Below are 11,986 nucleotides of genomic sequence, written 5' to 3'. Positions count from 1 at the left end.
CCGACGGGAGAGGGAAAAGGCAATCAGTTCGGGCACTTATAGACCTGGCCGTTCATCTGGCTGGCCGTTGGGACGAAGCTGGACAGCATACTCTGCGTTGGGCTGCTCACGCCGTAAATCACGTTGCCTCCCATTGCTGCAGCCTGGTTACGCAGGGCGTTTGCCGCGCCGCGCATAGAGCCGCCCTCTTCACCGTGTTGCCCGGAAAGCCAGTTGCTTTGTTTACCGGAGGCTGTGCCTAACAGTTGGCATTCGCTACCCGGTTTGTCTTCCACAAAGCGAACGCTTTGACCAGCCGCCGACAGCTCATTGCTGGAGCTACAACCCGCCAGCAGCAATGCTGCACCTACGATCCCTGCACAGACTTGTACGCGCATGTTATTCCTCGTTTTCAAAAAGCTGGACTCAGTTGTCCGTGTGTAAATCTTATACCTAAAAGATGACCAAAAGAAAAACGCTGAGCATTTCTGCGAGTCAGATTCCGCCTCGCATGCCTTTCTTATCCTAAATGAATTCCGATATTAACCTTTGAGGTATCGTGTTTTAGCCCTTAATCGTTTTTAGTGGTGCCACGTACAACTTTTGTACGGCATAAAAAAGGGGGCTTCATGAGTAGATCATCCTCAGGAGAGGAAAAAGTGACATGGGTGGGCTATCTGGCGTTTGTGCTTACCATTGTATTTTTTTCAGGTTTCTTCGCCAAAAGCACCGAATGGTGGCGCGTGCTGGATTTTACCGTCATCAACGGCAGCTTTGGGGCGGTGAACGGCGCGCTGACGTTTCGCGGCGAGGGCGGTACGGGGGCGAAAGACGGGTTCTTGTTTGCCCTTGAGCTGGCACCCTCGGTCATTTTATCGCTCGGCATTATCGCCGTGACCGAAGGATTAGGCGGGCTGCGCGCCGCGCAGCAGCTGATGACGCCGGTGTTGCGCCCGCTGCTCGGGGTACCCGGCGTATGCTCGCTGGCGCTGATCGCCAACCTGCAAAATACCGATGCTGCCGCGGGGATGACCAAAGAACTCGCTGACGAAGGGACGATTACCGGGCGGGAACGCGCCATTTTCGCCACCTTCCAGACCAGCGGAAGCGCCATCATAACGAACTATTTCTCTTCAGGCGCTGCGCTCTTTACCTTTATCACCGTCCCGGTGATTACGCCGCTGGCCGTCATTCTGGTGTTTAAATTTGTTGGCGCGAATCTTCTTCGCCTGTGGATTGCCCGCATCGAAGGCCGACATAGTCAGGAGGAAGCCAATGATCGCCCAGCCGCGTAAAAACATCATGGATCTGTTTATCGAGGGTGCCCGCCGCGGCTTTACCATTGCCACCACCAGCCTGCTACCCAATGTGGTCATGGCCTTCGTTATCATTCAGGCGCTCAAGGTGACGGGCCTGCTGGATATAGTGGGTAAGGTATGTGAACCCGTCATGGCGCTCTGGGGGCTGCCGGGCGCAGCGGCGACGGTGCTGCTGGCTTCGGTGATGAGTATGGGCGGAGGCGTGGGCGTCTGCGCCAGCCTGGTGGCCGCAGGAACGCTGAATGGACACGATGCCACCGTTCTTCTCCCGGCAATTTACCTGATGGGCAATCCGGTGCAAAACACGGGGCGCTGCCTGGGTACCGCAGGCGTTGACCCAAAATACTATCCGCACATTATCACCCTCTGCGTGATTAACGCGCTGGTCTCTCTGTGGGTGATGCAGTTGCTCGTCTAAAAAAAAGCCCCCGACATTGCTGTCGGGGGCTTCTTTATTTCTGCAAAGGGCAGAACTGCATGATTACATCATGCCGCCCATTCCACCCATGCCGCCCATACCAGCAGCACCTAAGTCAGGCGCATCGCTTTTAGGCAGGTCGGTCACCATGCACTCGGTGGTGATCATCAGGCCAGCAACAGATGCCGCGTACTGCAGAGCAGAACGGGTCACTTTTGTTGGGTCCAGAATACCGAAGTCGATCATGTTGCCGTATTCTTCAGTTGCTGCGTTGTAACCGTAGTTACCTTCACCTGCTTTCACGTTGTTAGTCACAACAGACGGCTCTTCACCGGCGTTGGACACGATCTGACGCAGAGGTGCTTCCATCGCGCGCAGCGCAACTTTGATACCCACGTTCTGATCTTCGTTCTGAGCAGTCAGGTTAGCCAGTTTAGCGGCTACACGCACCAGCGCGACACCACCACCAGCAACGACGCCTTCTTCTACCGCAGCACGGGTTGCGTGCAGGGCATCGTCAACGCGCGCTTTCTTCTCTTTCATTTCAACTTCGGTCGCAGCACCGACTTTGATTACCGCAACACCGCCAGCCAGTTTCGCTACGCGCTCCTGCAGTTTTTCACGGTCGTAATCAGAGGTCGCTTCTTCGATCTGCTTACGGATCTGAGCCACACGGCCCTGGATTGCGCCTTCTTCACCCACGCCATCGATGATGGTGGTGGTGTCTTTGTTGATGACAACGCGTTTCGCCTGGCCCAGGTCTTCCAGAGTGGCTTTTTCCAGCTCCATACCGATCTCTTCGGAGATGACGGTACCGCCGGTCAGGGTTGCGATATCCTGCAGCATCGCTTTACGACGATCGCCGAAGCCAGGTGCTTTAACCGCAGCCACTTTCACGATGCCACGCATGGTGTTAACCACCAGGGTTGCCAGCGCTTCGCCTTCAACGTCTTCAGCGATGATAACCAGCGGCTTGCCTGCTTTCGCAACGGCTTCCAGCACTGGCAGCATTTCGCGGATGTTGGAGATTTTTTTGTCAGCCAGCAGGATGAACGGGCTTTCCAGCTCAACTGCACCGGTTTCTGGCTTGTTGATGAAGTATGGAGACAGGTAACCGCGGTCGAACTGCATACCTTCAACTACGTCCAGTTCGTCTTCCAGACCGGTACCGTCTTCAACGGTGATAACGCCTTCTTTGCCGACTTTGTCCATCGCTTCTGCGATCAGCTTACCTACGGTTTCGTCGGAGTTAGCAGAGATAGTACCAACCTGAGCAATCGCTTTAGAGTCAGAGCACGGTACGGACAGCGCTTTCAGTTCTTCAACGGCGGAGGCGACAGCTTTGTCGATACCACGTTTCAGATCCATTGGGTTCATGCCCGCCGCAACGGCTTTCAGGCCTTCAGTGATGATAGCCTGAGCCAGCACGGTCGCGGTGGTGGTACCGTCGCCTGCAGCGTCGTTCGCTTTAGAGGCAACTTCTTTCACCATCTGCGCGCCCATGTTTTCGAATTTGTCTTCCAGTTCGATTTCACGTGCAACAGAAACACCATCTTTGGTGATGGTTGGAGCGCCGAAGGATTTATCCAGCACTACGTTGCGGCCTTTCGGGCCAAGAGTGACTTTAACTGCATCTGCCAGCACGTTTACGCCGCGCAGCATTTTCACACGAGCGTCGTTACCGAATTTTACGTCTTTAGCTGCCATGTTCTTTTTTCCTCAAATTCGTACAGTTTCGTGCGTAGATTACGCTTCAACAATTGCCAGAATATCGCTCTCGGACATGATCAACACTTCTTCATTGTCGATCTTCTCGGATTTCACGCCGTAGCCATCGTTGAAAATGACGATGTCACCAACTTTAACGTCCAGAGGCTGCACAGTTCCGTTTTCCAGGATGCGGCCCTTACCGACAGCGATGATTTCGCCACGCGTTGATTTGGCTGCTGCAGAACCGGTCAGAACGATGCCGCCTGCAGACTTAGTTTCAACTTCTTTACGTTTGACGATCACACGATCATGTAACGGACGAATACTCATTGATAGCTCTCCTTTGAGAAAGTCATTATCAGTTATGGATGACGCCGGTCCGCACGCGGTTTCCGGCTAGTGCACTGAGAGATGGGGATAGCTTTTTACCCCTTCAAGGGGGAATCGAAAAAAAATTTGTGAAAGTGTTACCATCGCCTCTCTTTTGATGGCGGCAGGACGATGTAAATGAGTGGACTGAAACAGGAGCTGGGGCTGGCGCAGGGGGTAGGGTTGCTCTCCACCTCTTTGCTCGGCACGGGCGTTTTTGCGGTCCCCGCGCTGGCGGCGCTGGTCGCGGGAAATAACAGCCTGTGGGCCTGGCCGGCGCTGATTGTGCTGGTTTTCCCGGTGGCGATTGTTTTTGCGATCCTCGGGCGGCACTTCCCCAGCGCAGGCGGGGTGGCGCACTTTGTCGGGATGGCATTCGGTCCACGTCTGGAGCGCGTGACGGGCTGGCTGTTTCTTTCGGTGATCCCGGTCGGCCTGCCTGCCGCGCTGCATATTGCGGCTGGCTTTGGGCAGGCGCTTTTTGGCTGGCATCACGAGCAGCTCCTGCTGGCCGAGCTGGGTACGCTGGCGATTGTCTGGTGGGTTGGGTCACGCGGGGCGAGTTCCAGCGCTAACCTGCAAACGCTGGTCGCGGTGCTGATCGTCGCACTCATTGCCGCTATCTGGTGGGCGGGCGATATCAACGTCGCGGACATTCCGTTCCCGGCGGTGAAGGATGTCGATCATTCCCAGCTGTTCGCCGCGCTTTCCGTGATGTTCTGGTGTTTTGTCGGGCTGGAGGCCTTTGCTCATCTGGCGTCAGAATTTAAACAGCCCGAACGCGACTTCCCGCGCGCGCTGATGATCGGCCTGCTGCTGGCGGGCACGGTGTATTGGGCCTGCACCGTTCTTGTGCTGCATTTTAATGCGTTTGGCGCAGATAAAGCTGCCGCTGCGTCGCTGCCGGGGATCGTGGTGCAGCTGTTTGGTGTGAAAGCGCTGTGGGTCGCGTGTGTGATTGGCTATCTGGCCTGCTTTGCCAGCCTTAATATCTACATCCAGAGCTTTGCGCGCCTGGTATGGTCGCAGGCGTTGTACAAACCCGAAAGCCGCCTTGCGCGCTTGTCCCAACGTCAGCTGCCGTTGAATGCGCTTAATGCCGTGCTGGGCTGCTGTGTGGTGAGCACGCTGTGCATTTACGGCCTGGACATCAATCTTGATGCGTTAATCGTCTACGCCAACGGCATCTTCATCATGATTTATCTGCTGTGCATGCTGGCAGGCTGCCGTTTGCTGAAGGGGCGTTATAAAGCGCTGGCGATCGTCGGGGGTGTGCTGTGTCTGCTGCTGCTGGCGATGGTGGGCTGGAAAAGCCTGTACGCCATTGTCATGCTGGCGGGACTGTGGGCGTTTTTGCCGACGCGCGGTGCGCTCCGCTAGTTGCCAGTTAGCGAAGCGCCACAGAAGAAAATTTATCGATCGTCTTTATGGTCTAAACGGTCGCGCTGGTCGTCCTTACGCTGATACTCCCCGTCGAACGTGTCGCCAGGGCCGGTGCTGAAACCACCGCCTGGCACGCGGTTGAATCGCAGATGCGGCAGCAGTTTCATGGTCAGGTGCTTTTGAACCGGCGGTAACAGCAGCAACAGGCCGAGGAAATCGGTAAAGAACCCCGGCAGGATCAGCAGCAGGCCCGCAATAATCAGCGACACACTTTTGATCATCTCGGCGGCTGGGCTTTCGCCTGCGGCCATCTTCTGCTGCATTAACAGGAAGTTCTTGAAGCCCTGGTTGCGCACCAGCGACATGCCGATAACGGAGGTGAAGATCACCAGAATCAGCGTCAGCAGGACGCCCAACACATGAGCAACCTGAATGAAAATCGAAATCTCGATGTAAACGTAGAGAAAGAAAGCAATAAACGGTATCCAGCGCACTGGCATCTCCTGTATGGCAGGTGCCGTAAGGCCCCTGTCTGAATGTATTCGCGAAGCGCGTCTGTAAGAGATGGTGACGGTTAGCCAAAATTCAATCGGTTTGCACGGATATTTTTTCTGGAAATATTAAAGCGGTGACTCATTTCACAGATTAATAATTATCATGTGATCGAGACGATAATAAGTGATCCAGCTTACGGCAATTCGCTATCATCAGCATATGATCTCGAACATCTGGCTGATTGAGGGAATAATCGTCGGTCAGAAAATATTCAAAACCACATATATACTGTGTGTTTAGTACAATCCATCGGCAGCTTGAAAAGAAGGTTCACATGTTAAACAACATTCGTATCGAAGAAGACTTGTTGGGTACCAGGGAAGTTCCAGCGGATGCCTACTATGGTGTTCACACTCTGAGAGCGATTGAAAACTTCTACATCAGCAACAGCAAAATCAGCGACATCCCTGAATTTGTGCGTGGCATGGTGATGGTGAAAAAGGCCGCAGCACTGGCGAACAAAGAGCTGCAAACCATTCCGAAAAGCGCCGCAAATGCGATTATCGCCGCCTGCGATGAAGTGCTGAACAACGGCAAATGCATGGACCAGTTCCCGGTTGACGTCTATCAGGGCGGCGCGGGTACCTCCGTCAACATGAATACCAACGAGGTGCTGGCAAACATCGGCCTGGAGCTGATGGGTCACCAGAAAGGTGAATACCAGTACCTGAACCCGAACGACCACGTTAACAAATGCCAGTCCACCAACGACGCCTACCCGACCGGCTTCCGCATTGCGGTATATGCCTCTGTGGTGAAACTGGTCGACGCGATTAACCAGCTCGGCGAAGGCTTCCAGCGCAAAGCGGTTGAGTTCCAGGATATCCTGAAGATGGGCCGTACCCAGCTGCAGGACGCGGTGCCTATGACCCTCGGTCAGGAATTCCACGCGTTTAACGTGCTGCTGAATGAAGAGACCAAAAACCTGCTGCGCACTTCTGAGCTGCTGCTGGAAGTTAACCTCGGCGCGACCGCCATCGGTACGCGTCTGAACACGCCGGACGGCTATCAGCAGCTGGCGGTACAGAAGCTGGCCGAAGTTTCTAACCTGCCGGTTGTGCCTGCAGAAGACCTGATTGAAGCCACCTCCGACTGCGGCGCTTACGTGATGGTTCACAGTGCCCTGAAACGTCTGGCGGTGAAGCTCTCCAAAATCTGTAACGACCTGCGCCTGCTCTCTTCTGGCCCGCGCGCCGGCCTGAACGAAATCAACCTGCCAGAGCTGCAGGCGGGTTCCTCTATTATGCCAGCCAAAGTTAACCCGGTGGTGCCAGAAGTGGTTAACCAGGTTTGCTTTAAAGTCATCGGGAACGACACTACCGTTACCATGGCTTCTGAAGCCGGTCAGCTGCAGCTCAACGTGATGGAGCCGGTAATCGGTCAGGCGATGTTTGAATCCATTCACATCCTGACTAACGCCTGCTACAACCTGCTGGAAAAATGCATTAACGGCATCACCGCAAATAAAGAAGTGTGTGAAGGCTACGTTTACAACTCCATCGGCATCGTCACCTACCTGAACCCGTTCATCGGTCACCACAACGGGGATATCGTCGGCAAAATTTGTGCCGAGACCGGTAAGAGCGTACGTGAAGTGGTGCTGGAGAGAGGTCTGTTGACCGAAGCCGAGCTGGACGATATCTTCTCAGCTCAAAACCTGATGCATCCGGCCTATAAAGCGAAACGTTATACCGATGAAAGCGAACAGTAACAGTTCAGGCTAAGCTACCGAAAGGCACGTCACTTGTGACGTGCCTTTTTTCTTTTTAAGCATTACCAATTACACAACAATTTAATATCAACTTGTTAATAAACAAGGAAGGCATATATGTTTGGAGCAGAACTCGTCATCGTCCTGTTGGCGATTTATCTGGGAGCAAGACTCGGAGGCATTGGCATTGGGTTTGCCGGTGGTCTCGGGGTGCTCGTTCTCACCCTGATCTTCCAGATCAAACCCGGCGCAATCCCGTTTGACGTCATTGAGATCATCATGGCGGTTATCGCCGCTATCGCCGCCATGCAGGTGGCTGGCGGGATGGACTACCTGGTCAGCCTGGCGGAGCGTATGCTGCGCCGCCATCCCAAATACATCACCTTCCTTGCGCCCCTGGTGACCTGGTTTATGACCATTCTCGCAGGTACCGGGCACACCGCCTTCTCCACGCTGCCGGTGATCACCGAAGTGGCGAAAGAGCAGGGTATCCGCCCTTCTCGCCCGCTCTCTATCGCGGTTGTGGCGTCTCAGATTGCCATCACCGCATCGCCCATTTCCGCCGCCGTGGTCTTCTTCGCCGGTATTCTGGAGCCGATGGGCGTGAGCTACCTGACGCTGCTGGCCATCTGTATTCCGGTCACGCTGATTGCCGTGATGATTACCGCCGTGCTGTGCAACTTCCTGGGTGCCGAGCTGAAAGATGACCCGGTTTATCAGGAACGTCTGGCGAAAGGTGAAGTGAAACTGCGCGGCAGCCAGGTCTTCGAACTGAAGCCGCACGCAAAACGCTCCGTACTGCTGTTCCTGATTGGTATCATTGCCGTGATGTTCTACGCCACCGCCATCAGCGACACCGTGGGCTTGATCCAGAACCCGGTTCTGCCGCGTAACGAAGCGATTGTGGTGTTTATGCTGACTATCGCCACGCTGATTAGCATTACCTGTAAAATCGACACCAGCGAAGTGCTGAACGCCAGCACCTTTAAATCCGGCATGAGCGCCTGCGTGTGCGTGCTTGGCGTGGCATGGCTTGGCGATACCTTCGTGAAAGCCCACATCAGCGATATCCAAACCGTTGCAGGCGACCTGCTGCATAACTATCCGTGGCTGCTGGCCGTGGTGCTGTTCTTCGCGGCGACCCTCCTTTACTCTCAGGCGGCGACCACCAAAGCGTTGATGCCAGCGGCCCTGATGCTGGGCGTAACGCCACTGACCGCGATCGCCTCTTTCGCCGCGGTATCTGCGCTGTTCGTGCTGCCAACGTATCCAACCCTGCTGGCGGCGGTTGAGATGGATGACACCGGTTCTACCCGTATCGGGAAGTACGTGTTTAACCACGCGTTCCTGATCCCGGGCGTCGTTGCGATTTCCCTGTGCGTTATCCTCGGCTTTATCATCGGCGGTATCGTTCTGTAAACCGTTAGCCGTTGTAAAAATAGTTAAAATCGGGCCGCTCTGCGGCCCGTTTCATTAATGACCACCCGCCGTGCGTGATATAGTGAGGCCTTTCGTGATGAGGAGGTCGACTTGTGAACACGCCTGATGCTGTTGTCGTACTTTGTACCGCCCCAGATGAAGCCTCTGCCCAGGATCTCGCCGCTAAAGTGCTGGCCGAAAAACTGGCCGCCTGTGTGACTCTTCTTCCCGGTGCCACGTCCCTCTACTACTGGGAAGGCAAACTGGAACAAGAATACGAAGTCCAGATGCTGCTTAAAACCAACCTGGCGAACCAGCAGGCGCTCCTTGATTGCCTTAAGTCTCATCATCCTTACCAAACTCCGGAACTGCTGGCGCTGCCAGTCGTCCACGGCGATAACGATTATCTCTCATGGCTCAACGCTTCTTTACGCTGATCCTGCTGCTGTGCAGCACATCAGCCTTTGCCGGGTTGTTTGACGCACCCGGCCGTTCAAACTTTATTCCTGCTGACCAGGCGTTTGTTTTTGATTTTCAGCAGAACCAGCACGACCTCAACCTCACCTGGCAGGTGAAAGAGGGCTACTACCTCTACCGCAAGCAGGTCAGCATCACGCCCGCTCAGGCAAGCGTAGGCGCATTACAGATGCCTGCCGGCGAGTGGCACGAGGATGAGTTTTATGGCAAAAGCGAAATCTATCGCCAACGCCTGAACGTGCCCGTTACGGTAAATCAGGCCGACAAAGGTGCCACGCTGACGGTCACTTACCAGGGCTGCGCCGACGCGGGGTTCTGCTACCCCCCTGAGACGAAGGTGGTTCCTCTAAGTGAAGTAAGCGCTGCCGCCACCGTTTCACCTCCACCTTCCAGCGTGAAGGACGAAGGGGAGAGCGCTTCAGACCTTCCTTTCTCCGCGCTCTGGGCCTTACTGATTGGTATTGGCATCGCCTTTACCCCGTGCGTGCTGCCGATGTATCCGCTGATTTCAGGCATTGTGCTGGGCGGTAAGCAACGTCTGTCCACCGCCCGTGCGCTGCTACTGGCCTTTATTTACGTACAGGGCATGGCGCTGACCTATACGGCGCTTGGCCTTGTTGTGGCCGCAGCCGGGCTACAGTTCCAGGCAGCACTTCAGCATCCGTATGTGCTCATCGGCCTGTCGGGCGTGTTTATTCTGCTGGCACTGTCAATGTTCGGCCTGTTTACCCTGCAACTGCCCTCTTCCCTGCAGACACGCTTAACGCTGATGAGTAATCGTCAGCAGGGCGGCTCAGCAGGCGGTGTGTTCGCGATGGGGGCCATCGCCGGACTGATTTGCTCTCCGTGCACAACCGCGCCACTTAGCGCGATCCTGCTGTACATCGCCCAGAGCGGCAATATGTGGCTGGGCGGCGGTACGCTTTATCTTTACGCACTGGGTATGGGCCTGCCGCTGATCCTGGTTACGGTGTTTGGCAACCGCCTGCTGCCTAAAAATGGCCCGTGGATGGAGACGGTTAAAACGGCATTTGGCTTTGTGATCCTGGCCCTGCCGGTTTTCCTGCTGGAACGCATCATCGGTGACGTTTGGGGCACGCGTCTGTGGGCGATGCTCGGCGTGGCGTTCTTCGCCTGGGCATTTATCGTCAGCCTCGGGGCAAAAAAACCGTGGATGCGTCTGGTACAAGTTCTTCTCCTTGCCGCCGCACTGATAAGCGTTCGTCCGCTGCAGGACTGGGCGTTTGGTGCGCCTGCGGGGCAATCGCAGGCGCATCTCAGCTTCACACAGATTAAAAACGTGGATGAACTTAACCGCGCGCTGGTTCAGGCAAAGGGGAAACCCGTAATGCTGGACCTCTATGCCGACTGGTGCGTGGCCTGCAAAGAGTTTGAAAAATACACCTTTAGCGATCCGCAGGTGCAACGTGCGCTGGAAGAGACGGTTCTGCTACAGGCGAACGTCACAGCAAACAGCCCGCAGGATAAGGCCCTGCTTAAGCAACTTAACGTGCTCGGTCTGCCTACGATCCTGTTTTTCAATGAACAGGGCGAAGAACAACCGGCACAGCGTGTCACCGGGTTTATGGATGCTGCAGCGTTCAGTGCGCATTTGCACGATCGCCAACCGTAAACAACACTTTAAACGGGACAAACCGTGGGAAAAGCGGAGGAGAAAACCGTGCAACGCGAAGACGTACTGGGACAAGCCCTGCAATTACTTGAGATTCAAGGGATCGCCAGCACCACGCTTGAGATGGTCGCCGACCGTATCGATTACCCTCTGGATGAATTAACACGCTTCTGGCCTGATAAAGAAGCGCTGCTTTACGATGCCCTGCGCTATCTTAGCCAACAGGTTGATGTCTGGCGCAGGCAGTTGATGTTAAATGAAGAGCTGACGACAGAACAGAAACTGCTGGCGCGTTATACCGCCCTGTCCGAATGCGTAAGCAACAACCGCTATCCGGGCTGTCTGTTTATCGCCGCCTGTACGTTCTACCCGGACCCAGGCCATCCGATTCACCAGCTGGCGGATCAGCAAAAGCGTGCGGCGCATGACTTCACCCATGAGCTGCTGACTACGCTTGAAGTGGACGATCCGGCGATGGTGGCTAAACAGATGGAGCTGGTGCTGGAGGGCTGCCTGAGCCGTATGCTGGTAAACCGTAGTCATGCCGACGTGGAAACAGCACATCGTCTGGCAGAAGACATTCTGCGCTTCGCCCAGTGCCGTATGGGTGGGGCATTGACCTAAGCTTTAGCGGTAAATTTGCCGTTTTCGCTGCGTAAACCGTCATATTGACGCAAAGTTAAGCAGTTGAACGGCTTTTCCCGAAATAATGTTGACGGTCAGGCGTGATTGAGGTTTAATGCGCTCCGTTGCCCGGATAGCTCAGTCGGTAGAGCAGGGGATTGAAAATCCCCGTGTCCTTGGTTCGATTCCGAGTCCGGGCACCACTATTTAAAGAACCCAGCCTATGGCTGGGTTTTTGCTTTTCTGCGTTTATAAATCCCTTCTTTTATATTCTTGCTTCTCTTTCCAGTGAGATCGTGCAATCTGCTTTGCCGGATGGCGGCTTTGCCTTATCCTGCCTGTTAAACCCGTAGGCCCGGTAAACGCAGCGCCACCGTTTTTTTCAGACC

12 protein-coding genes and 1 tRNA gene are annotated in these 11,986 nt (G+C 55.0%); 9 read left to right on the top strand and 4 right to left on the bottom strand.

All coding sequences use genetic code 11. From position 1 onward, the window contains the following. Positions 1 to 23: 23 nt before the first annotated feature. Positions 24 to 377 (bottom strand): DUF4156 domain-containing protein, encoded by a 354-nt coding sequence (locus tag ACWKX3_RS17995; protein ID WP_006178937.1) that lies wholly within the window; start codon positions 375 to 377, stop codon positions 24 to 26. 231 nt (positions 378 to 608) lie between these two features. On the opposite strand from ACWKX3_RS17995, the gene ACWKX3_RS17990 reads away from it, so the two are divergent. Together ACWKX3_RS17990 and ACWKX3_RS17985 are read left to right on the top strand one after the other, a co-directional pair. Continuing rightward, the gene (locus ACWKX3_RS17990; protein WP_006178936.1) at positions 609 to 1,274 is read left to right on the top strand and encodes a nucleoside recognition domain-containing protein; all 666 of its coding nucleotides are present in this window, start codon (positions 609 to 611) and stop codon (positions 1,272 to 1,274) included. Beyond that, the gene (locus ACWKX3_RS17985) at positions 1,255 to 1,716 is read left to right on the top strand and encodes a YjiG family protein (protein WP_006178935.1); all 462 of its coding nucleotides are present in this window, start codon (positions 1,255 to 1,257) and stop codon (positions 1,714 to 1,716) included. The genes ACWKX3_RS17990 and ACWKX3_RS17985 overlap by 20 nt, the downstream gene beginning before the upstream one ends. 63 nt (positions 1,717 to 1,779) lie before the next feature. On the opposite strand, the gene groL is transcribed toward ACWKX3_RS17985, so the two are convergent. Together groL and ACWKX3_RS17975 are read right to left on the bottom strand one after the other, a co-directional pair. Then, a complete protein-coding gene (gene groL / locus ACWKX3_RS17980; protein ID WP_006178934.1) occupies positions 1,780 to 3,423 on the bottom strand; it encodes a chaperonin GroEL in 1,644 nt (547 codons plus the stop codon). A 39-nt stretch (positions 3,424 to 3,462) separates the two neighbouring features. Beyond that, entirely contained in the window at positions 3,463 to 3,756 is a 294-nt protein-coding gene (locus ACWKX3_RS17975) for a co-chaperone GroES (RefSeq protein ID WP_003855929.1), read from the bottom strand. Between the two features lie 177 nt (positions 3,757 to 3,933). Here ACWKX3_RS17975 and yjeH point away from each other — a divergent pair, with 177 nt between their 5' ends. Beyond that, positions 3,934 to 5,175: an L-methionine/branched-chain amino acid transporter gene (yjeH, locus tag ACWKX3_RS17970; RefSeq protein WP_454542163.1), complete on the top strand. Its 1,242-nt coding sequence runs from the start codon at positions 3,934 to 3,936 to the stop codon at positions 5,173 to 5,175. 32 nt (positions 5,176 to 5,207) lie between these two features. Here yjeH and ACWKX3_RS17965 read toward each other — a convergent pair whose 3' ends face one another. Continuing rightward, positions 5,208 to 5,672 carry an FxsA family protein gene (locus ACWKX3_RS17965; RefSeq protein WP_042322475.1) on the bottom strand — a complete coding sequence of 155 codons (465 nt, stop codon included), beginning with the start codon at positions 5,670 to 5,672 and terminating at the stop codon, positions 5,208 to 5,210. Between the two features lie 335 nt (positions 5,673 to 6,007). Between ACWKX3_RS17965 and aspA the strand changes: the two genes are divergently transcribed. The 6 genes from aspA to ACWKX3_RS17935 all read left to right on the top strand — a co-directional run bounded on the left by aspA (position 6,008) and on the right by ACWKX3_RS17935 (position 11,800). Further along, positions 6,008 to 7,444, top strand: a complete 1,437-nt coding sequence (gene aspA / locus ACWKX3_RS17960; RefSeq protein WP_006178931.1) for an aspartate ammonia-lyase — start codon at positions 6,008 to 6,010, stop codon at positions 7,442 to 7,444. Positions 7,445 to 7,561: 117 nt separating this feature from the next. Beyond that, complete coding sequence (locus ACWKX3_RS17955; RefSeq protein ID WP_454542162.1) at positions 7,562 to 8,863, top strand: anaerobic C4-dicarboxylate transporter; 1,302 nt, start codon at positions 7,562 to 7,564, stop codon at positions 8,861 to 8,863. A gap of 113 nt (positions 8,864 to 8,976) precedes the next feature. Beyond that, positions 8,977 to 9,300: a divalent cation tolerance protein CutA gene (gene cutA, locus ACWKX3_RS17950; RefSeq protein ID WP_006178929.1), complete on the top strand. Its 324-nt coding sequence runs from the start codon at positions 8,977 to 8,979 to the stop codon at positions 9,298 to 9,300. After that, a complete protein-coding gene (locus tag ACWKX3_RS17945) occupies positions 9,276 to 10,973 on the top strand; it encodes a protein-disulfide reductase DsbD (RefSeq protein ID WP_454542161.1) in 1,698 nt (565 codons plus the stop codon). Before cutA ends, ACWKX3_RS17945 begins: the two co-directional genes overlap by 25 nt. Before the next feature lie 48 nt (positions 10,974 to 11,021). Continuing rightward, on the top strand, positions 11,022 to 11,597 hold the full coding sequence (locus tag ACWKX3_RS17940) for a transcriptional regulator (protein ID WP_042322470.1): 576 nt from the start codon (positions 11,022 to 11,024) through the stop codon (positions 11,595 to 11,597). A 127-nt stretch (positions 11,598 to 11,724) separates the two neighbouring features. After that, positions 11,725 to 11,800, top strand: a tRNA-Phe gene (locus ACWKX3_RS17935). Positions 11,801 to 11,986: the final 186 nt, after the last annotated feature.

The sequence above is a fragment of the Enterobacter sp. UPMP2052 genome, assembly GCF_053709675.1.
Note: the sequence above shows the minus strand (reverse complement) of the source record. Positions and strands in the feature narration are given on the sequence as shown.

Coding starts and splice junctions, on each gene's coding strand:
- ACWKX3_RS17975 (WP_003855929.1), bottom strand. CDS start 3,756: ATGAGTATTCGTCCGTTACATGATCGTGTGATCGTCAAACGTAAAGAA.
- groL (WP_006178934.1), bottom strand. CDS start 3,423: ATGGCAGCTAAAGACGTAAAATTCGGTAACGACGCTCGTGTGAAAATG.
- ACWKX3_RS17990 (WP_006178936.1), top strand. CDS start 609: ATGAGTAGATCATCCTCAGGAGAGGAAAAAGTGACATGGGTGGGCTAT.
- ACWKX3_RS17995 (WP_006178937.1), bottom strand. CDS start 377: ATGCGCGTACAAGTCTGTGCAGGGATCGTAGGTGCAGCATTGCTGCTG.
- aspA (WP_006178931.1), top strand. CDS start 6,008: ATGTTAAACAACATTCGTATCGAAGAAGACTTGTTGGGTACCAGGGAA.
- ACWKX3_RS17985 (WP_006178935.1), top strand. CDS start 1,255: ATGATCGCCCAGCCGCGTAAAAACATCATGGATCTGTTTATCGAGGGT.
- ACWKX3_RS17945 (WP_454542161.1), top strand. CDS start 9,276: ATGGCTCAACGCTTCTTTACGCTGATCCTGCTGCTGTGCAGCACATCA.
- ACWKX3_RS17955 (WP_454542162.1), top strand. CDS start 7,562: ATGTTTGGAGCAGAACTCGTCATCGTCCTGTTGGCGATTTATCTGGGA.
- yjeH (WP_454542163.1), top strand. CDS start 3,934: ATGAGTGGACTGAAACAGGAGCTGGGGCTGGCGCAGGGGGTAGGGTTG.